Genomic DNA, 21,084 nt, shown 5'->3' with positions numbered 1-21,084 from the left:
GCCGACCTCACCCTCACCCTGCCCTACAACGACCTCGACGCGGCGCGCACGCTGTTTGCCGAACACGGTCAGGACATCGCCGCGCTGATCATCGAGCCGGTCGCCGGCAACATGAACTGCATCCTCCCGCGCGAGGGCTACCTCGCGGGCCTGCGCACGCTGTGCGACGAGCATGGCGCCCTGCTGATCTTCGACGAGGTGATGACCGGCTTCCGCGTGGCGCTCGGTGGTGCCCAGGCGCACTACGGCGTGAAACCCGACCTGACCACTTTCGGCAAGGTGATCGGCGGCGGCATGCCGGTCGGCGCCTACGGCGGCCGCCGCGACCTGATGGAGCAGGTGGCACCGGCCGGGCCGATCTACCAGGCGGGCACGCTGAGCGGCAATCCGGTGGCGATGGCCGCCGGCCTGGCCATGCTCGGGCTGGTCCAGGCCCCGGGCTTCCACGACGCGCTGGCGGCCCGGACACGCCTGCTGTGCGACGGCCTGCAGGCGGTGGCGGACGGCGCCAGCGTGCCATTCAGCACGAACAGCGTGGGCGGCATGTTCGGCCTGTTCTTCACCGGCGAGAAGGTCGAGACCTTCGCCCAGGCCACCGCTGCCGACACCGCACGGTTCAACCGCTTCTTCCACGGCATGCTCGAGCGGGGTATCTACCTGGCACCGAGCGCGTTCGAGGCGGGCTTCATGTCCTCGGCGCACAGCGATGACGATATCGCCGCCACCCTGGAGGCGGCGCGCCAGGTCATGACGACCCTGACGCCGGACTGATCCGGAGTCGCCGGGGATGAGCGGGGAACCGACACCACGACACCCCGGCGAACCGCACCCGCCCGCGGGTGCGACCTGGCGCGAGCGCGGGTTCCACGTGATCTTCGGCCACCACGATCGTGCCGGCCGCCTGTTCGATGTGGCACTCATCGTGGCGATCGTCGCCAGCATCCTGGTGACCCTGCTGGACTCGGTGCAGTCCCTGCATCAGCGCTTCGGCGAGCTGCTCTATCGCCTGGAATGGCTGTTCACCATGCTCTTCACCGCCGAGTACCTGGTCCGGCTCTACGTGGTGCGGCGTCCCTGGCGCTATGCGCGCAGTTTCTTCGGCATCGTCGACCTACTGTCGGTGCTGCCGACCTACCTGAGCCTGATGCTGACCGGCAGCCAGTATCTGCTGGTGATCCGGGCGCTGCGCATCCTGCGCATTTTCCGCGTGCTCAAGCTCACGCGTTACGTGGGCGAGGCAACCCTGCTCTGGTCGGCGCTGATCCGCAGCCGGAGGAAGATCCTGGTCTTCGTCAGCACTTTCCTGACCCTGGTGCTCATCTTCGGCGCGGCGATGTACCTGATCGAGGGCCCGGAGCACGGCTTCACCTCGATCCCGCAGTCGATGTACTGGGCGGTGGTGACGATGACGACGGTGGGGTTCGGCGACATCACGCCGAAGACGCCGCTGGGCCAGATGTTCACGTCGCTGATCATCCTGGTCGGCTACAGCATCATCGTGGTGCCGACCGGCATCTTCACCGCCGAGCTCGCCAACGGCATGCGCCAGGCGCGCGAAGCTCGGCGCTGCGAAGGCTGCGGGCTGGCCGGCCACGAGGCGGATGCCCGGTTCTGCCGTCATTGCGGCGAGAAGCTGTCCGGGCCCGGAACGCCAGGGGCGGGTTCACCAGCTGCCGGTGTTCGGCATCGATGACCACGGCTCGGCCGGCGGCAGCGCGTCGCCGGCCTGCAGCAGTTCCACCGAAATCAGGTCCGGCGAGCGGACGAAGGCCATGTGCCCGTCGCGCGGCGGACGATGGATGGTGTAGCCCATCGCCTGCAGATGGGCGCAGGTGGCGTAGATGTCGTCCACGCGGAACGCCAGGTGGCCGAAGTTGCGGGCCGAGCCGTAGTCCTCGCTGGAGTCCCAGTTCCAGGTGAGCTCGATCTCCGCGTCCGGGCTCTCCGGCGCGGCCAGGAACACCAGCGTGAACTTGCCGGCCGGCACGTCGCGCCGGCGCACCTCACGCAGGCCAAGCCCCTCGCAGTAGAAGCGCAGCGAGGCATCGAGGTCGCGCACGCGGACCATGGTGTGGAGGTACTTCATGCCGCCGCTCCCGTCGCCGCGACGAAATCCGCCAAGGCCGCGCGCAGGCGCTGCAGGCCCTCGGCGACGTCCGCGTCGGTGAGCACCAGGGGCGGCACGAAGCGCAGCACGTCCGGGCCGGCCTGCAGCAGCAGCAGGCCGTGGGCCGCAGCGCAGTCGAGCACCTCGCCGGCGCGCCCCTTCCACGGCCCGGCCAGCACCGCGCCCAGCATCAGGCCGCGGCCGCGCACCTGCTCGAACAGCCCAAGCTCCGCGTTGATGTCCGCCAGGCCCTCGCGCAGGTCGTGCGCCTGGCGCTCCACGTTCAGCAGCACCTCCGGCGAACCGAGCCTGGCCAGCGCCGCCCGGGCCACCGCCGCGCCCATCGGGTTGCCGCCGAACGTGGTGCCGTGCGCGCCGTACTGCATCACCTGGGCCACCTTCGGCCCGGCCAGCATCGCGCCGATCGGGAAGCCGCAACCAAGCGCCTTGGCCAGGGTGACGATGTCCGGCGTGACGTGGTCCTGCACGTGGGCGAACAGGGTGCCGGTGCGGCCCATGCCGCACTGGATCTCGTCGAGCACCAGCAGCGCGCCATGGCGGTCGCACAACGCGCGCACGCGCCGGATGAAGCCCGGCGCCGCCGGCAGCACGCCACCCTCACCCTGCACCGGCTCGAGCATCACGGCGGCGACGTCGCCCGGGGCGAATGCGGCCTCCAGCGCGGCCTCGTCGTTGAAATCGATGTAGCGGAAGCCGGCCGGCAGCGGCTCGTAGCCTTCCTGGTACTTCGGCTGCGCGGTCGCGGTCACGGTCGCCAGCGTGCGACCGTGGAACGAGCCGCGGAAGGTGACGATGGTGCGGCGCTCGGGCGGCCGGCCCTGTGCGGTGGCCCACTTGCGCACCAGCTTGATCGCCGCCTCGTTCGCCTCCGCGCCCGAGTTGCAGAAGAACACGCGCTCGGCGAAGCCGGACGCCTCGACCAGTTCCTCGGCCAGCCGCAGCGGCGGCTCCGTGTAGAACACGTTGGAACTGTGCCAGAGCTTCCCCGCCTGCGCGGTCAGCGCGGCCAGCAGTCCGGGATCGGCATGACCCAGCGCATTCACCGCTATGCCGGCGCCGAAGTCTACGTACTCGCGCCCCTCGGCATCCCACACCCGCGCACCCTTGCCGTGATCGAGCACCAGCTCGCGGGGCTTGTACACGGGCAGCCAGTAGCGTTTGCCAAGCTCGATCAGATGGCCATTCTTCGGTTGCATCGCCGGTCCAACGGGTGCCAGGCGACAGGCGCCGCCAAGGGTGGAAGGGGCGTCATCGTAGAACCTCGTCGAGGTCTTTGCACGGAGCGCGAATGGCAGGATGAGGAAGCCTCGCGATTGCGGCATCCCCTTCGCAGCCCCTTTTCACTCGCCGCTTCGGGAGAGACCCCGGATGGCGGCCGGATGCAACCGCCGCCGCTCCGAACAAGGCCAGGGTGATATCGCCGCCTTCTCTGCGAACAAGGTTGCGATGCTGGCGCCCGCGGTGGGCACTGCCCTCGACCGATGCCAAGGATGGCTTCGCAAGAGCGGCACCTGGCCGGCATCTGAGGTGTCCAGCAAGGAGCTGCCGCATGCAGACGCCTGGCGTGCCTCCCGCGACCCGCCGGTTCAGCGCAGCTCGTCGAGCGCCAGATGGTGCTTCTTGCACAACCGGTACACGGTGACCCGCGAGATGCTGAGGCGACGCGCGCATTCGCTGATATTGAAGCGGCTCTCGCGCAGGCAGGCGAGGATGGCTTCCCGCTCTGCCCGGACGCGGGTGGCGTCCAATGAGGCAACACCGTCGCCCTGCCCCACCGCAGTGGACAAGTCCAGATCCGCGGCCCCGATTACTGCATCTTCTGCGACCACCGCCGCGCGCTGCACACGGTTGATCAGCTCGCGCACGTTGCCGGGCCACGCATACCTTCGCATCGCCGCACGCGCTGCCACGCCGAAAGTCCGCGCGCGGCAGGGATGATGCTCGCGGAAACGATCGAGCACGTGCTGTGCGATCAGCTCGACATCGCCGCCCCGCTCGCGCAGCGGCGGTACGGCCAGGCGCAGTACGTTGAGCCGGTAGAACAGGTCCTCGCGAAACCGGCCGGCCTCCACCGCGCGCTCCAGGTCCACGTGGGTCGCCGCCACCACGCGTGCGTCGGCGCGGATCGGCTGGCTGCTGCCGAGTCGCTCGATCGTGCCTTCCTGCAGGAAGCGCAGCAGGCTGGTCTGCGCATCCAGCGGCAGGTCGCCGATCTCATCGAGGAATACGGTGCCGCCCGCCGCGCTCTCGATGTGGCCGATCCGCCGTGCCGTCGCACCGGTGAATGCGCCTCGCTCATGTCCGAACAGTTCGGACTGCACCAGATGCACCGGCAAGGCACCGCAGTTGATCGGCACGAAGGGACGATCCCGCCGCCGGGAAAAGCGGTGCAGTGCCTGGGCAGCCCCCTCCTTGCCGGTGCCGGTTTCGCCGGTGATGAGCACCGGCAGGTCGACCGGCGCGAACTTGCGCAGGTAAGAGCACATGCTGCGGACGATGTCGCTCTGCCCGACGATATCCGGGAAGTCATCGCCCTCCGGCGCGGGCACGCCCTGCGCGATCGAGGACAACACCCTGGCCAGCCGCGCGACGTCCAGCGGCACCGTGAAATACTCGGCGCTGTCCCGAAGAATGCGCTGCACCGCCGGAGAGCCTGTCTTGGTTCCGGTCCCCAGCAGCGCCAGCCACGTCAGGTTCGAAGACTCCTCAAGCTGACGCGCAATCGCCGACTGCATCTGCACATCGCAACCGCGCAGATCGGCCAGCGCGACCATCGGATCGCCCTCGCGCTGCTGCAGCCTGCCGACATCGACTGCATCGACCACCCTGATCGACCAGCCCTCGCTCGCCAACGCCCGAACCTCCTCGCCGGTGGGCCTGCCGAGCCAAATCACGCAGCGTTGCGCTGCGACCACCTCCAACTGCATGGCCATCTCTCCAGCCGATGGTCCCCCTGTGGCTCCTCACGTGGTGTCGTGTCGCTGTCGAACACACTTACCACGACACAACAGTACTTCATGCTACGCCTCGTCCATGACAGAAGCACGTAAACAGAGCAGGATCTACCGCCGAAAAGTCGCCAATATTTATCCAATATTCATGGACTTAGCATTCATGAATTGCCAGTCCCATACCCCGCGCCGACCGCTCTACAGGAACAGATCCGGCAGTAGCGGAGCGCCTGGCTGCAGGGCATAGCGATCGACCTCGGTCACCCCGATCCCGGCCAGTATTTCGTCATCGATGGCGAATTGCCCCGTCACCTCGCGGGACGATCGCACCAGCATTGCGTGCGCAGCATCGGCAACGATCGCCGGGGTACGGCAGTTTTGCGGCCTCACACCATCGATCATCGCGATCGCCGCCGTGGCGATCACCGTGCGCGGCCACAGCGCGTTGACGGCGATGCCGAGCGGCCGGAACTCCTCGGCCATGCCGAGCACACACAGGCTCATGCCCATCTTGGCGATGGTGTAGGCGGTATGCGGCGCGTACCACTTCGGATCGAGCGTGGGCGGCGGCGACAGCATCAGTACGTGCGGATTGGCGGCGCGCTTGAGGTAGGGAAGGCAAGCCTGGGTGGTCACGAACGTGCCGCGGGTGTTCACCTGACTCATCAGGTCGAAGCGCTTCATCGGCGTGCCTTCCACGCCGGCCAGCCAGATCGCGCTGGCGTTGTTGACCAGGATGTCGATGCCGCCGAAGTGCTCGGCAGCCTGCGCGGCGGCGTCGACCACCTGAGTCTCGTCGCGGATGTCGACCTTGAGCGCCAGCGCGCGGCCACCGGCCTCCTCGACCGCGGCTGCCGCGGTATGGATCGTTCCGGGCAGCTTGGGATTGGCCACACCACTCTTCGCCGCGATCACCACGTTGGCGCCGTCGCGCGCAGCGCGCAGCGCGATCGCCAGGCCGATGCCGCGCGAGGCGCCGGTGATGAACAGGGTCTTGCCGGCCAGGGTGGTCATGCGGGTGATCCTCGGTTGCTCGGAGGCGCGAGTGTAGCGCCGCCGCTCAGGGCTTCTGGAAGCGGGGCAGAATGTCGCGCAGCTGGCCGAGGCGCTCGACCGGATCGGTGAGTTCGAGCAGTTGCTGGCGCTCCGGATTCGCCAGCGGCAGCAACTCGGCCAAACGGAAGCCGAGCCAGCTGGCGTCGTCGTAGTCGGCTTGCGGGGCATCACGCCAGTGCGGGCCCAGCGTCTCCACCAGACGTTCAAGGATCACCTGCAGCAGCGCGAACTCCACCGGCACCGTCACCTTCGGCTCGTCCGGCCACTGCGCCACGTCGCCACGCAGCAGGCCGTCACCGGCCGCCCGCGCGCGCTCGACGCGAAAGCGGGAGCCGCCCCGCGCGACGATGCCCAGCAGCCCCTCTTCCGTGGTGTGGAAGTCGGTGATGGTGGCGACCGTGCCGACTGCCTCGGGCATCGCCGGCTCGCCCACCTCGTAGCCGTCCAGGATCAGGCAGACGCCGAAACCGCCACCGGTGCGCGCGCATTCGCGCACCATGTCCAGGTAGCGCGGCTCGAAGATGCGCAGCTGCAGCGGTGCCCCGGGGTAGAGCACGGTAGCGAGCGGAAACAGCGGCAGGTCGGCCAGTGGTATCGGAGTATCCATCGGCGTCAGTGTAACGGCCGACGGTTGCCGCGGCCCGCCTCGCGATGGACGATGGAGGGCCTGCCGCCACCGGCGGCCGCGCACCCAGGAGCACGGATGTCCCTCTTCGACCTGTCGCCTGCCGCACACCCTCCGGCGCATCCGCCGGCATCGTCGCCGACCGTCGTCGCGGTGAAGGGGCTGGAGAAATCATTCGCCAAGCGCGAGGTCCTGCGCGGGCTGGACTGGAACGTGCCGGCCGGTCGCGTGATCGGCCTGCTGGGTCGCAATGGCGCCGGCAAGACCACCCTGCTGCGCTGCCTGCTCGGTCTGTCGCCGATCGATGGCGGCGAGATCGCCCTGTTCGGCGAGCCGATGACCGAACCCGGCGGCGAGCGCATGCATCGCATCGGCTTCGTACCGCAGACCTTCGACCTGTTTCCGTGGATGAAGGTGCGCGCCTATCTCGACTTCACCGCTGCGTTCTACGCACGCTGGAACCGGTCGCTGGCCGATCGCCTGCTCGGCGAGTGGCAGCTGGATCCGAAGCAGAAGATTGGCCAGCTCTCGCAGGGCCAGCGGCAGAAGCTGGCCATCGTGCGGGCGATCGCGCCGGAACCGGACCTGCTGGTGCTGGACGAGCCGGTCGCCAGCCTGGATCCGCAGGCCCGCCGCGCCTTCATGGCCGAGCTGCTGGAGCTGATGCGCGGGCCCGACAAGACGGTGATCTTCTCCACCCACATCACCGCCGACCTGGAGCGCGCCGAAGCGGACATTGCCCTGCTGCGCGACGGGCGGATCCAGTTCACCCGCCCGCTGGCCGAGCTGCGCGCACGCCTGCGCCGCGTGGTGTTCACGCGGGAGAGCGGCTGGCCGCAGGCGCCGGTGGTGGCCGGCCTGCTCAAGGCCGGCATCAAGGGCCCACGCGCCGAGCTGCTGGTGGAAGACCCGATGCCGGAGAGCCTTGAGGCGCTGGCTACCCGCGAGGGCGCGACCGTGCAGATCGAGACGCCGACGCTGGAAGACCTGTTCGTGGAGCTGGCATGAGGGCGGTGTGGCAGCTTTCGCTGCAGCTGTGGCGACAGATGGCGGTGCTGGTGGTGCTGGCCGGCGCGCTGTGGCTCTGCGGCCTGGGACTGCTGGTGTGGTCGACGCACACGGACGCCTCCCTGACCGGCACCGGACTGGGCCTGGTCGCCTTCGGGGGCTGGTTCTGGCACATCGGCCAGGGGCAGATGCTGCGCGGCCTGTGCCGGCCGGAAATCCACCTGCTGCCGCGTTTCCGCGCCCGGCTGGCCGGCGCCGGCGCGCTGGATCTGACGCTCTGGGTCGCGTTGCCGGCGATGGTCGCCGCGTTGTGTGGCATGCCCCATGTCGTCATGGGCGCCGCCGGGCTGTTGCTGATAACCGCGGTCGGGCTGGCCAGCGGCACAGGCAAGCGGGTCGGGCTATTCATCTGGGCGGGTTTCATCGCCGTCGGCTGGAAGCCGCATCTGGCCGCGCGGGTGGTCGACATCGCCATGCACTCGCCATGGACGCCTGCACTGCTGGCGCTCGCTGCCGTGCTCGTGTTCCGGCTGGCGCTGCGGCCGTTGCTGCGCATCGAGGACATCGAACCGGATACCTCGCCGCTGGAGAGCACGGGGCTGGGCCGGATGCAGTCGCCTGCCATGCAGGGACGGCCGGCGCGCGGGGCGATCGGCAAGCGCATCCAGGGCTGGTTCGACGGCATGGCGCAGCGGGCAATGGAGCGGGCCTTGGCCGCATACCGCCGACATCCCGGCACGCGCCAGCGCATGACGCTGATCCGCAGCCTGCTGCTGCCACACGACAACCCGGAAGCGATCGCGCTGCGCCTGGTGCTGGTCGCGGCGATCGTCGGGGCTTACTTCTTCGCTATACTGCATCGTCCGCACTACAACGCAGCGGTGGTGGGCGCCTACGCCGTCCTGCTCTCGCTGACCCGCTTCCCGCAGCTCGGGCGCGGCATGCTGCGGATGCGGCCAAACCTGGCCGACCTCTATCTCACGCTGGCACCGGAGAGTCGTTCCGAGTACCAGCGGACCCTGGTGCACGCCCTGCTCCTGCTGGTGCCGGTCACCGTGCTGAGCGCGCTGGCCTACACCGCGCTGGGTATTGTGCTGGTGCATGCCACCGAACCGGGCCGGATGCTGCTGACCGCGGCGATCGTTGGAGCGAGCGCCAGCCTGGTGGCGCTGGCGGTGCACCTGATCGGCCCGGAAGGCAGCTTCGGTCGCGGCCTGGTCAACATTGCCGTGGTGCTCGGAGCGATGGCCAGCTACTGGGGCGGCTACCTGCTGCTCGGCCTGCTCGGCGTGGAGCTGGGCGGTGCGCTGCTGGCGCTGGTGGCGATCAGCTTCGGTCTGGGCGTGTGGTTCGCCGCGCAGCGCGAGTACCAGCGTCGCACACCTTGTTTCGATCCGCCGCCGGCCTGAATCAGTCGCCGCGCTGACGCAGCGCCTCGGCGAAACGCCGGGGCGCCGCCTCGAAGCCACCGTTGGACATGAACACCACGTGGTCACCGGGCCGGGCCGCCACCCGCAGCGCATCGACCAACGCATCGACGGTGGGCACGGTGCGACCTCGGCCGCCGAGCGCGCCGGTGACCTTCTGCGCATCCCACGGCAGCTCTGGACGATGCAGGAACACCACCGCATCGGCATCGGCCAGCGAAGGGGCCAAGCCTTCGGCGTGCGCACCCAGCCGCATCGAGTTCGAACGCGGCTCCAGCGCCACGAGGATGCGCGCCTTGCCGACCTTCGCGCGCAGCCCGGCCAGCGTGGTGGCGATCGCCGTGGGGTGATGGGCGAAATCGTCGTAGACGGTGATGCCGTCGACCTCGGCCACCTGCTCCATGCGCCGCGCCGCGCTGCGGAAGTCGGCGAACGCCGGCAACAGGGCCACCGGATCGGTACCGGCGGCCGCCGCGGCCGCCAGCGCAGCCAGCGCGTTCATCACGTTGTGCCGGCCCAGCAGCGGCCAGGTGACCTCGCCCAGCCGTTCGCCACGAAGACTGACGAGGAAGCGCGTACCGTCCGCTTCGACCAGCTCGGCCTGCCAGTCGCCCGCGCCGATGCCGAAGGTCTCCACCGGCGTCCAGCAGCCCATCGCCAGCACCTCGGCCAGATAGGCATCGTGCGCGTTGACGATCAGCCGGCCGTTGCCCGGCACGGTGCGCACCAGATGATGGAACTGGCGCTGGATCGCCGCCACGTCGGGGAAGATGTCCGCATGGTCGTATTCGAGGTTGTTGAGGATGGCGATGCGCGGACGGTAGTGCACGAACTTCGAGCGCTTGTCAAAGAATGCGGTGTCGTACTCGTCCGCTTCGATCACGAACGGCCCGCCCTCGCCCAGCCGGGCAGACACGCCGAAGTTGCCCGGCACGCCGCCGACCAGGAAGCCGGGCGCCATCCCCGCGCTTTCGAGCAGGTGCGCTAGCAGGCTGGTGGTGGTGGTCTTGCCGTGGGTGCCCGCCACCGCCAGCACCTCGCGACCGTGCAGCAGCGTCTCGCCCAGCCACTGCGGGCCGGAGATGTAGCGCAGCTGCGCATCGAGCATGTATTCGATGGCGGGGTTGCCGCGGGTCAACGCATTTCCCACCACGACCAGATCCGGCGCCGGCTGCAGGTGCTCCGTCGCGTAGCCCTCCATCAGGCGGATGCCGAGCGCCTCGAGCTGGGTGCTCATCGGCGGATAGACGTTGGCGTCGCTGCCTTCCACGGTCTGGCCCAGCTCGCGCGCAAGCGCCGCCACACCGCCCATGAAAGTGCCGCAGATACCGAGGATGTGCAGACGCATGAAAAGTCCTTCTGGAAACCCGCGCGCGGAGCGCGTCGTCGCGAGTATGCCCGCCGGATACGACGACGGCAGCGCACCAGGCGCTGCCGTCGCGGAAACGTGACCCCCTCGGACAGGGAGCCGGATCAGCCGTTGACCGTCGCCGAGTCGCCCGCCAGTGCCCGCTTCACGCGCGCGGTGACTTCGTCCAGGTCGCCGACACCATCGACCACCTGCAGCTTGCCGCGGCGGGAATAGAAATCGGCCACCGGAGCCGTCTGCTCGGCATACACACCGAGACGGCGACGCACGGTGTCCGGGTTGTCGTCGGCCCGGCCTTCCGCCGCGAAGCGGAGCTCGCAGCGTTCGATGATCGCCTGGTTCGGCACCTCGAGCTTGACCACCGCGTCCAGCGGCTGGCCGATCTTGGCCAGCAGCTCGTCCAGCGCGGCGGCCTGGGCGAGGTTGCGCGGGTAGCCATCGAGGATGAAGCCGGCGCGGGCGTCATCCTGAGCCAGGCGCTCCTCCAGCATGCCGAGCAGGATGTCATCGGACACCAGATGCCCGGCATCCATCACGGCCTTGGCCTTCATGCCCAGGGCGGTACCGGCCGCGACGGCGGCGCGCAGCATGTCACCAGTGGAGATGTGCGGAACGCCGAGTTCGGCCTTGAGACGGCCAGCCTGGGTTCCCTTGCCCGAACCGGGCGCGCCGAGTAGCACGAGTCGCATAATGCTCCACACCATCCGCGTCGGGCCGCACGCTGCGGCGCTTCGCCGGATTCATCAAAATGACGCTCAAAGTACCGTCTGGCCCCGGGGTCGTCAAACCGATCCGGCGCCAGAGATGCGGCAAGTGTCTGTCTGTCCTGCCAAAGTCGAATTGACGCGGCGCAACGAGCGAATCAAGGAGCCCGTATGACCCGTGCTACCCGCAGTCCCCAAGGCCGTCTCCTCTATGCGCAGTCCGGCGGTGTCACCTCTGTGATCAACGCCACCGCGGCCGGCGTGATCGAAGCAGCGCGCGCGAAGGGGGTGCCGGTCTACGCCGCCCGCAACGGCATCCTCGGCGCACTGCGCGAGGATCTGATCGACACCACCAAGGAGTCCAGGGCGGCCATCACCGCCCTGCGCCACACGCCGGGCGGAGCGTTCGGCAGCTGCCGCTACAAGCTGAAGTCGCTGGAGGCCAACCGGGCCGAGTACGAGCGGCTGATCGAGGTGTTCCGCGCCCACGACATCCGCTGGTTCCTCTACAACGGCGGCAACGACTCGGCCGACACCGCGCTGAAGGTCTCCCAGCTTGGCAAGGCGATGGGCTACGACATCCGCTGCATCGGCGTGCCCAAGACGGTGGACAACGACCTGGCGATCACCGACTGCTGCCCGGGCTTCGGCTCGGTGGCCAAGTACACGGCTGTCTCCACGCTGGAGGCGAGCCTGGACGTCGCCTCGATGGCCGAGACCTCGACCAAGGTATTCATCCTCGAGGTGATGGGCCGCCACGCGGGCTGGATCGCCGCGGCGGCCGGCCTGGCCGGCGACGGCGTGGATGGCGCGCCGCACGTCATCCTGTTCCCGGAAGTTGCGTTCGACGAGGCCGCCTTCCTGGCCAGGGTGAAGGCCACGGTCGAACGCGTCGGCTGGTGCACCGTGGTCGCCTCCGAAGGCGTGCGCAATGCGCAGGGGCAGTTCCTCGCCGAGGCCGGCACCCGCGACGCGTTCGGCCACACCCAGCTTGGCGGCGTCGCGCCGGTGCTGGCGCGGCTGGTCAAGGAGAAGCTCGGCTACAAGTACCACTGGGCCCTGCCGGACTACCTGCAGCGCTCGGCCCGCCATGCCGCCTCGAGGGTGGACGCCGAGCAGGCCTACGCGGTCGGCAAGGCGGCGGTCGACTACGCGCTGGCGGGCATGAACGCGGTGATGCCGGTGATCGTGCGCACGTCCGACGCGCCCTATCGCTGGAAGGTGGAACCGGCGCCGCTGGCAAAGATCGCCAACAAGGAAAAAAAGATGCCGAAGGGCTTCATCCGCCGCGATGGCTTCGGCATCACCGCCGCAGCCCGCCGCTACCTGTCGCCACTGATCGCCGGCGAGGCTCCACTGCCATGGAGGCGTGATGGACTTCCCGCTTACGGGACTCTGCGCCTCGCCCCCGTAGCCAGGCGGCTCCCCCCGAAGCAAGAATGAACGGCTCGCTCAGCTTGATGACCCCCGTCTGAAAAGCTGCTGGACACGACAGGTATTTGATTCAGGCTCGACTCCCTAGGCTCACAGTCGCAACACCGCAAAGGCCAATCCCGGCCGACGTCCAGAAGGAGGACGCCATGAAACTGCTCACTTCCATGCTGCTTGCGACTGCACTGGTGACCTGCAGCGGGCTGGCCATGGCGCAGCCAGACCACGGTGATCGCGGTGACCACGGCTGGCACGATCAGGATCACGAGCGTGGTCATGGTCACGGTCATGACCGCGGCGACGATCGCGACCACGACCGCTATGACGACAGGCGCCGGTACGAAGGCCGCCGGGACGATGACTACCGGGACCACGGTCACGGCCGCGGCCACGATCGGGACTGGGTGCCCCCTGGCCACCGTTGGGAGCGCGGTCATCGCTATGAAGGACCGGTCTACGTGGTCCATGACTATCGCGAGTACCGGTTGCGCACGCCGCCGCGCGGCTACCACTGGGTTCGCGCCGACGATGGCGATTACCTGCTGGTCGGCATCGCTACCGGCATCATCCTGGACATGGCGCTGCACTGATCCCGCGGCGAAGTGATGAATGTCCGGCAAGGCGGCGCTTCGGCGCCGCCTTTCTTTTTGCGCTACCCCGCGGCCCCATGCATTGCAGCGCACAACGGCGAGCGTCACACGCTCTGCCTATACTCGCCGGGACCGCCTGATCTCTAGACGGCCATCTCGGGCGCGTTCCCGGACCGCCCGGCACCACGGTGACTACTCATGGGGAGGTTCCGATGCTGCAGCAGTATGGCGTGTGGTTGGTATTGGCTTGCGCGGTAATAGCGATTCTTTACGGGGGATTGTCGGTGCGCTGGATCCTGGCGCAGTCGGCCGGCAATGAGCGGATGCGGGAAATCGCTGCCGCCGTGCAGGAAGGCGCCCGCGCCTACCTGAATCGCCAGTACTCCACCATCGCCGTCGCGGGCGTGGTGCTGTTCGTGGTGATCGGCTTCGGCCTGAACTGGCTCACCGCGGTGGGCTTCCTGGTCGGCGCGGTGCTCTCCGGCGCCGCCGGCTACATCGGCATGAACGTCTCGGTGCGCGCCAACGTGCGTACCGCCGAAGCGGCGCGCCAGGGCATGCGGCAGGCGATGGACGTGGCGTTCCGCGGTGGCGCGATTACCGGCATGCTGGTGGTCGGCCTGGGCCTGCTGGGCGTGGCCGGCTACTACCTGGTGCTCGGCCATCTGGGTGCCAGCGGGGAATCCGCGCTGCACGCGCTGGTCGGGCTGGCGTTCGGCTCGTCGCTGATCTCGATCTTCGCCCGCCTCGGCGGCGGCATCTTCACCAAGGGGGCCGACGTCGGTGCCGATCTGGTCGGCAAGGTGGAGGCCGGCATTCCCGAGGACGACCCGCGCAACCCGGCGGTGATCGCCGACAACGTGGGCGACAACGTGGGCGACTGCGCCGGCATGGCGGCCGACCTGTTCGAGACCTACGCGGTGACCATCATCGCCACGATGCTGCTGGCCGGCCTAAGCTTCGCCGGCAACGTGGATGCGGTGATGTACCCGCTGCTGCTGGGCGGCGTGTCGATCATCGCCTCGATCATCGCCACCTTCTTTGTGCGGGTGAAGGAAGGCGGCTCGATCATGGGTGCGCTGTACAAGGGCGTGATCGTCTCGGCGGTACTCTCGGCAGTCGCCTTCTGGTTCGTCACCGCGGGCCTGCTGCCGCAGGGGCTGACCGACGCCGACGGACTGGTCATCTCCAGCCACGCGATCTTCTACTGCTCGCTCATCGGCCTGGTGCTGACCGGCCTGATCGTGTGGATCACCGAGTACTACACCGGCACCCAGTTCAAGCCGGTGCAGCACATCGCGCAGGCCTCGACGACCGGCCACGGGACCAACATCATCGCCGGCCTGGGCATCTCGATGAAGGCCACTGCGCTGCCGGTGATCGTGATCTGCGCGGCGATCTGGAGCGCCTATGCGTTCGCCGGTCTGTACGGCATCGCCATCGCCGCCACGGCCATGCTGTCGATGGCCGGCATGATCGTCGCGCTCGACGCCTACGGCCCGATCACCGACAACGCCGGCGGCATTGCCGAGATGGCCGAGCTGCCGCCGGAAGTGCGTGCGATCACCGATCCGCTGGATGCGGTGGGCAACACCACCAAGGCGGTGACCAAGGGCTATGCGATCGGTTCGGCGGCACTGGCCGCACTGGTGCTGTTCGCCGACTACACGCACAACCTGGCCACGCACTTCGGCGGCCACGCGCCGGCGTTCGACCTGTCCAACCGCTACGTGATCATCGGCCTGCTGATCGGCGGCCTGATCCCGTACCTGTTCGGCGCGATGGCGATGGAGGCGGTCGGCCGCGCCGCTGGCGCGGTGGTAGAGGAAGTGCGCCGCCAGTTCCGCTCCATCCCCGGCATCATGGAGGGCACCGGCAAGCCGCAGTACGACAAGGCGGTGGACATGCTCACCCGCGCGGCGATCAAGGAGATGATCGTGCCATCGCTGCTGCCGGTGCTGGTGCCGGTCGTCGTCGTGGTGGGCTTCAAGTGGCTGGGTGGCTCGGAAGCCGGCGCGCAGGCGCTGGGCGGCGTGCTGATCGGCACCATCGTCACCGGCCTGTTCGTGGCGATCTCGATGACCACCGGCGGCGGCGCCTGGGACAACGCCAAGAAATACATCGAGGACGGCCACCACGGCGGCAAGGGTTCGGAGGCACACAAGGCCGCCGTCACCGGCGACACCGTGGGCGACCCCTACAAGGACACCGCCGGTCCGGCGGTGAATCCGCTGATCAAGATAATCAACATCGTGGCACTGCTACTGATCCCGTTGCTGTAGGACCGGGGTTCGGCAACACCTCAGGGGTCCCGCTTCGGCGGGGCCCTTTTTCTTGGAACCACGGGCACATCTGCCCTGGCCTCAAGAGATTGCACGGAATCCATGCCGGGACAGGAACGGGCAACGCCTCGAGGCCCGACGGCAGGAATGGTGACCGGGCAAAGAAAAGGGCCGGTCTCACGACCGGCCCTTCCGGCTCGGATCAAGCCACTTCGATCACTTGAAGTGGATGGCTGCCTGGAACCATACGGCACGTCCGTAGGAGTTGTAGTTGAACACGTTGTAGTACGGGTAGGCCGAGTACGTGTTGTCGCGCGGCGGCCGCTTGTTGGTGACATTGTTGGAGATCAGCGACAGGTCGACCATGTCGCTGAACTTGTAGCCGATGCTGGCGTTGTAGGTCGTCCAGGCACCCACGCTACCCGTGCCGGCGTAGTTGTAGGTCTTGCCGCGACGGGTACCGAGCACCGAGAACGACCACTTGCCCACCGACCAATCGACATTGGCCGACGCCACCTGGCGATAGCCGTTGTAGTAGCTGCGCAGGCTCAGGATGTTCTGCACCGGATCGCCAGCGATCTGGCGGTAGTCGTGCTTGAGCAGCACGTTGTACTGCGCGCCCAGGCCCAACTCGCCCCAGCGGCCCATGTCGTGGCGCCAGTTGGTGCTGGCGATGATGCCGTTCACCGTCTCGTCGGAGATGTTGATCGGCAGCGTGTCCACCGCCTGCAGGCCGTCCGGATTCAGCGGTGCGTTGGCAGCATTGCGATGGACCAGCGCAATTTCGCTCTGGCACAGGCCGGAATTGATGTCGTACGGCACGCCACCGGTGCTCTGGCCGATGCGGCAGTTGGCCTCGTCCTGCAGGATGCGATCGATGCTGAGGCTGTTGACCTCGTCCTTGATCGCAATGTGGTAGTAGTCGGCCTTGATGTTGAAGTCGCTCGACGGTGACCACACCACGCCATAGCCCCACGACTTGGCGGTAATGCTCTTCAGCTTCGGATTGCCGCCGGTGCGACCGGAGATCTGCACGCTGTTCTTCGAGCAGTTCGCGATCGGTACGCCGGGCTCCTGCGTGCGGCAGTAGTAATAGTCCGTCGCACTGGTGTAGTAGCCGCTCGGGCCGGCGAACAGGTAGCCCATGTCCGGCGAACGGAATGCGGTGGCGTAGTTGCCGCGGATCAGCAGGCTTTCGAACGGACGGAACTCCAGGCCCAGCTTGTAGGTGGCCTTGCTGTCGCTGAGACCCTGGTAGTTGAACTTGTCGTAGCGACCCGAGAGATTGGCCGACAGCATGCTGAAGATCGGCACGTGGAACTCGGCCGCCGCTGCGTAGTTGCGGCGGGTGCCCTTGCCCTGGGTGCCGGTCAGGCCCCAGAAATCACCGGCGATGACGCGCGGGTCGGTCGGGTTCGACCAGTACTGCTCGCCGGCCTGCAGCAGGCCTGCCACGCCCACGTCGCCCGCCGGCAGCGAGAACAGGCTGGTGTTGGTGATCTGCAGGTTGAGGTTCTGCGTGTAGGTCTTGGAAGTGGTCTGGTCGTAGTCACTGAAGCCGCGATAGTCGGCCGGAGTCAGCGGGGTATAAAGCCTGCTGGTGTCCGGCGCATAGATCGGATAGCCGTAATACGAACCCTGCTGCTGGCCGAGGAAGAACTGCTCAACCTTGGACGCCAGCGGCCACAGCATCTTGTCCTTCACCTGCTGCTGCGAACGGAAGTAGTAGGTGTCCCAATCCCAGTCCGAATGGCCAAAGGTACCGCGCGCGCCGAGGGTCAGGGTCACGCTGTCGGAAGTCTGACTGTCGTTGTTGGTGGTGGCGCCGATTTCCTCGGGCGCGAATACGCGCTGCCACAGCTCGAACTGTCCGGTATTGGCATTCAGGAAGTAGCCGCCGGTGCCGATCGACGAGTACCAGAAGCGGGTGCCCGCATTGAGGTTGATCTTGTTGTGGTTGTACAGCAGGTCGCCGTACAGCGTGGTGTTGTCGGTGAGGTGGTACTTGGAGTGCAGGTACAGGCTCGCCGACTTCGAGCCGTTCATGAAGGTGGTGTAACCCGGCTCGTTGAGGCTGCCGCAGTAGTAGCCGGAATTCGGGCGGTAGGCGTACTTCAACGTGCCGCCGTACGTGTTGCTGAGGTTATTGCAGGCCGCCTGACCGGGATCCACATACTTCCCGGTGCTGCCGTTGAGGATCAGCACGTCGCGCGGAGCAATGGGCGTAGCACCATTGAGCGCAGGATTGTCCGCGGCCGAGTTGGTGTAGCTGCGGTCGTAGCCCCAGATGGGTGACTGATGCTCAAGCTGCAGCGCGCCGGTCAGGTCGAACTTGCCCCAGCTGTGGCCGAAGCTGAGCGCCAGGCGCTGGTTCTCGCCGCCGCCGTCGGTATAGCCACCCATGCGCGCGGTTACGTCGACGCCCTCGACGCGGTCCTTGAGGATGATGTTGATCACGCCGGCGATCGCGCTCGAACCATAGATCGCCGACTGGTTGCCCGGCAGGATGTCGATGTGATCGATCATCGACACCGGGATCGAGGACAAGTCAGTGAAGTTGCTGCTGCCGTTGTAGAGCAGCGGATAGTCAGCCAGCGGGTGGCCGTTCAACAGGATCAGGGTGAATCCCGGATCCAGGCCCAGCAGGCTAACGGTAGTCGCACCCTGCGTGAATCCGCCGGCATACTGACTATCCTGCACCTGGCCGGTGGCCAGCGGCTGCGAACGCAGCACGTCATACACGTTTGCATAGCCGCGCGACTCGATGTCCTTGGCCGTGATCTGCACCGTGGGCGCAGAGGTCTCGATCTCTGCCTGCGGCAGCAGCGAGCCGGTCACGGTGATGGTTTCGAGCTTCTTTGCTTTCTTGGCCTGATCGCCCGAGGTGTCCTGAGACCCACTGGCATCCTGCCCGCTGGCCGGCTGGGCATGCAGAGAAATGGCCGGCAGACCCCACGAAAGGGCGGCACCCAGCGCAACATAGAGCAACTTCCGATTCATCGACTTCTCCCCTTAAAACAGAACAACCGCTGTCCACCGCGCACTTGGCGTAGATCAAGCGATCCCTTGTCTGGCCCTCCACGGGCCGGATGTACTTGGCTCATCCATGAGAGACATCTGTACTTGCTCCCCCAAGCTCCCTGTAGAGGCAAGATCATGCGTTTTTAACGTTCATGTCAAGTAATTGGATGCATCGGATTGTTCTTGCGATGGCCGACTGCTACCAGCCCCGCATTGGACCGCCGCTGAAACCTTGCAGGGCGGCGGCCATGCATGACTTTCGACACACGTGACTTTAGTCATGCGTACTCGAGCACGGAGTCGTCCCACACTGGCGCAGACGTCCAGACAGGAGTGACTCCGTGATCCCTCGGCAAGGAAGAATCGTTGGCCTCCATTGGCTGTTCTGCATCTTCGGTCTCACACTGGCCGGCATGACCCACGCCGATGAACACCAGGCCAAGCCTCCGGTCGCTGACGATCCTTATCTCTGGTTGGAGAATATCCACGGACAGAAGCCGCTGGCCTGGGTAGAGCAGCAGAACGAGGCCACCGCCAAGCGGTTCGCCGACGACGCCCCGTTCGAGAAGACGCGCAAGCAGATTCTCGAGGTGCTCGACTCGGATGAGCACATCCCCTACGTCAGCAGAATGGGGGAGTACCTGTACAACTTCTGGCGCGACAAAGCGCACCCGCGTGGTCTGTGGCGTCGCACCACGCTGACGGAGTTCCGCAAGGAGAAGCCGCACTGGGACGTGCTGCTTGACGTCGACGCACTGAACAAGGCCGAGAACAGGCGCTGGGTGTTCAAGGGCGTGCAGTGCCTGAAGCCCGATTACACCCGCTGCCTGGTCTCGTTGTCACCGGACGGCGGCGACGCGGTGGCCGTGCGCGAGTTCGACGTGACCTCGCGCTCCTTCGTCAAGAGCGGCTTCGCGCTGCCGGTCGCCAAGAGCGAAGTGGACTGGATCGATCGCGACACCATCTACGTCGGCACCGACTTCGGCCCGGGTTCGATGACCGAGTCCAGTTATCCCCGCATCGTCAAACAATGGCGCCGCGGCACGCCGCTGGACCAAGCCACGGTCGTATACGAGGGCACGCCCAAGGATCTGGCGGTGGGCGCCAGCCACGACGACACGACCGGATTCGAGCGGGACTTCGTCTCGGTCGCCAAGGACTTCTTCCACAGCCAGCTGTTCCTGCGCAAGGACGGCAAGCTGCAGCGGGTCGAGGTGCCCGAGGACGCCACCGCCGACGCCCATCGCGAATGGCTGCTGGTCGAGACGCGATCGCCGTGGACCGTGGGAGACACCACCTATCCCTCCGGTGCCCTGCTGGTCACCCGCTTCGACGACTTCATGGCAGGCAAGCGGCAGTTCGAAGTCCTGTTCCGGCCCGATGCGCACACCTCGCTGGCATCCTACAGCTGGACGCGCCACCACCTGATCCTCGACGTGCTGGACGACGTGAAGAGCCGGCTGGAAGTGCTGACCCCGGAAGCGGGCGGCTGGAAGCAGGCCCCGATGGAGGGCGCGCCCGCGCTCAGTACGGTCAGCGTGGTGGATACCGACCCGGACCACAGTGACGAATACTGGCTGGGCGTCACCGGCTTCCTCACCCCGTCCTCGCTGCAATACGGCGTGATCGGGGGCGCGGCCCCGGAAACGCTCAAACGCGAACCGGCGTTCTTCGATGCGTCGAAGTTCGTGGTCAGCCAGCACTTCGTGGCCTCGAAGGACGGCACCCGTGTGCCTTATTTCGAGATCGCTCCGAAGACGATGAAGCTGGACGGCAGCAATCGTACGCTGCTATACGGCTACGGTGGCTTCGAAGTCTCGCTGCTACCTACCTACAGCGGCAGCATCGGACGCGCCTGGCTCGATCGCGGCGGCGTCTACGTCATCGCCAACATCCGCGGCGGCGGCGAGTACGGCCCGGCCTGGCACCAGGCCGCGCTCAAGGCCAAGCGGCTGCGCGCCTACGAGGATTTCGCCGCGGTGGCGCAAGACCTGGTGCGCCGGGGGATCACTTCGCCGAAGCACCTCGGCGCCGAGGGCGGCAGCAACGGCGGTCTGCTGATGGGCAACATGCTTACGCTGTACCCGCAACTGTTCGGAGCGATCGCCTGCGAGGTGCCGCTGCTGGACATGAAGCGGTACAGCCACCTGTCCGCTGGCGCCTCGTGGATGGCCGAGTACGGCAATCCCGACACCTCGGATTGGAACTTCATCCGCACCTTTTCGCCGTACCAGAACGTCAAGCCGGGCATGCACTATCCGCCCGTGCTGTTCTACACCGCTACCAGCGACGACCGCGTCGGTCCGGTGCAGGCACGCAAGATGGCCGCGAAGATGCAGGGCATGGGCTACCGCAACGTCTGGTTCTACGAGAACACCGAGGGCGGTCACGGCGCAGGTGCGGACAACCGCCAGTCGGCGTACATGCACGCGCTGGCCTACTCGTTCCTCTGGAATCAGCTGCGGTGATTGCGAAGCCCCGCTGCCGGCACA

General features: G+C 67.2%; 16 protein-coding genes (1 of these 16 cut by a window edge). 8 read left to right on the top strand and 8 right to left on the bottom strand.

The window, feature by feature from the left end; genetic code table 11:
- Positions 1-771: the 3' portion of a glutamate-1-semialdehyde 2,1-aminomutase gene (hemL, locus tag NC595_RS04005; RefSeq protein WP_253564969.1), read on the top strand. Its footprint begins 513 nt before the window's first position; 771 of the gene's 1,284 nt are visible here — the last part of the coding sequence; its start codon lies beyond the left edge, outside the window; it ends in the stop codon at positions 769-771.
- Between the two features lie 16 nt (positions 772-787).
- Positions 788-1,693: an ion transporter gene (locus tag NC595_RS04000; protein ID WP_253564968.1), complete on the top strand. Its 906-nt coding sequence runs from the start codon at positions 788-790 to the stop codon at positions 1,691-1,693.
- Here the strand turns inward: NC595_RS04000 and NC595_RS03995 are convergent.
- The 5 genes from NC595_RS03995 to NC595_RS03975 all read right to left on the bottom strand — a co-directional run bounded on the left by NC595_RS03995 (position 1,664) and on the right by NC595_RS03975 (position 6,742).
- Positions 1,664-2,086: a VOC family protein gene (locus NC595_RS03995; RefSeq protein WP_253564967.1), complete on the bottom strand. Its 423-nt coding sequence runs from the start codon at positions 2,084-2,086 to the stop codon at positions 1,664-1,666. The genes NC595_RS04000 and NC595_RS03995 overlap by 30 nt on opposite strands.
- Positions 2,083-3,324, bottom strand: coding sequence for an acetylornithine/succinylornithine family transaminase (locus tag NC595_RS03990; protein WP_253564966.1), 1,242 nt, complete (start codon positions 3,322-3,324; stop codon positions 2,083-2,085). Before NC595_RS03990 ends, NC595_RS03995 begins: the two co-directional genes overlap by 4 nt.
- A 390-nt stretch (positions 3,325-3,714) precedes the next feature.
- On the bottom strand, positions 3,715-5,061 hold the full coding sequence (locus NC595_RS03985; protein ID WP_425493066.1) for a sigma-54 dependent transcriptional regulator: 1,347 nt from the start codon (positions 5,059-5,061) through the stop codon (positions 3,715-3,717).
- Positions 5,062-5,277: 216 nt separating this feature from the next.
- Positions 5,278-6,093, bottom strand: coding sequence for an SDR family oxidoreductase (locus NC595_RS03980; protein WP_253564964.1), 816 nt, complete (start codon positions 6,091-6,093; stop codon positions 5,278-5,280).
- 46 nt (positions 6,094-6,139) lie between these two features.
- A complete protein-coding gene (locus NC595_RS03975; protein ID WP_253564963.1) occupies positions 6,140-6,742 on the bottom strand; it encodes an LON peptidase substrate-binding domain-containing protein in 603 nt (200 codons plus the stop codon).
- A 96-nt stretch (positions 6,743-6,838) separates the two neighbouring features.
- On the opposite strand from NC595_RS03975, the gene NC595_RS03970 reads away from it, so the two are divergent.
- Both NC595_RS03970 and NC595_RS03965 read left to right on the top strand, forming a co-directional pair.
- On the top strand, positions 6,839-7,768 hold the full coding sequence (locus NC595_RS03970) for an ABC transporter ATP-binding protein (protein WP_253564962.1): 930 nt from the start codon (positions 6,839-6,841) through the stop codon (positions 7,766-7,768).
- Positions 7,765-9,177 carry a hypothetical protein gene (locus tag NC595_RS03965; RefSeq protein ID WP_253564961.1) on the top strand — a complete coding sequence of 471 codons (1,413 nt, stop codon included), beginning with the start codon at positions 7,765-7,767 and terminating at the stop codon, positions 9,175-9,177. Before NC595_RS03970 ends, NC595_RS03965 begins: the two co-directional genes overlap by 4 nt.
- A 1-nt stretch (position 9,178) precedes the next feature.
- Here NC595_RS03965 and mpl read toward each other — a convergent pair whose 3' ends face one another.
- Together mpl and NC595_RS03955 are read right to left on the bottom strand one after the other, a co-directional pair.
- Entirely contained in the window at positions 9,179-10,543 is a 1,365-nt protein-coding gene (gene mpl, locus NC595_RS03960; RefSeq protein WP_253564960.1) for a UDP-N-acetylmuramate:L-alanyl-gamma-D-glutamyl-meso-diaminopimelate ligase, read from the bottom strand.
- Positions 10,544-10,668: 125 nt separating this feature from the next.
- Positions 10,669-11,253: an adenylate kinase gene (locus NC595_RS03955; RefSeq protein WP_253564959.1), complete on the bottom strand. Its 585-nt coding sequence runs from the start codon at positions 11,251-11,253 to the stop codon at positions 10,669-10,671.
- A gap of 186 nt (positions 11,254-11,439) precedes the next feature.
- On the opposite strand from NC595_RS03955, the gene NC595_RS03950 reads away from it, so the two are divergent.
- From NC595_RS03950 to NC595_RS03940, 3 genes are all read left to right on the top strand, one after another.
- Positions 11,440-12,711, top strand: coding sequence for a 6-phosphofructokinase (locus NC595_RS03950; protein ID WP_253564958.1), 1,272 nt, complete (start codon positions 11,440-11,442; stop codon positions 12,709-12,711).
- A 137-nt stretch (positions 12,712-12,848) separates the two neighbouring features.
- Positions 12,849-13,289 (top strand): RcnB family protein, encoded by a 441-nt coding sequence (locus tag NC595_RS03945; protein WP_253564957.1) that lies wholly within the window; start codon positions 12,849-12,851, stop codon positions 13,287-13,289.
- Positions 13,290-13,501: 212 nt separating this feature from the next.
- Positions 13,502-15,571 carry a sodium-translocating pyrophosphatase gene (locus tag NC595_RS03940; protein WP_253564956.1) on the top strand — a complete coding sequence of 690 codons (2,070 nt, stop codon included), beginning with the start codon at positions 13,502-13,504 and terminating at the stop codon, positions 15,569-15,571.
- A 216-nt stretch (positions 15,572-15,787) separates the two neighbouring features.
- Here the strand turns inward: NC595_RS03940 and NC595_RS03935 are convergent, their stop codons facing one another.
- Positions 15,788-18,571 carry a TonB-dependent receptor plug domain-containing protein gene (locus NC595_RS03935; protein ID WP_253564955.1) on the bottom strand — a complete coding sequence of 928 codons (2,784 nt, stop codon included), beginning with the start codon at positions 18,569-18,571 and terminating at the stop codon, positions 15,788-15,790.
- 434 nt (positions 18,572-19,005) lie between these two features.
- On the opposite strand from NC595_RS03935, the gene NC595_RS03930 reads away from it, so the two are divergent.
- Positions 19,006-21,060, top strand: coding sequence for a prolyl oligopeptidase family serine peptidase (locus tag NC595_RS03930; protein WP_253564954.1), 2,055 nt, complete (start codon positions 19,006-19,008; stop codon positions 21,058-21,060).
- The last annotated feature ends 24 nt before the right edge of the window (positions 21,061-21,084 follow it).

This window comes from Dyella lutea (genome assembly GCF_024158035.1).
GTDB classification, from domain to species: domain Bacteria; phylum Pseudomonadota; class Gammaproteobacteria; order Xanthomonadales; family Rhodanobacteraceae; genus Dyella_A; species Dyella_A lutea.
Note: the sequence above shows the minus strand (reverse complement) of the source record. Positions and strands in the feature narration are given on the sequence as shown.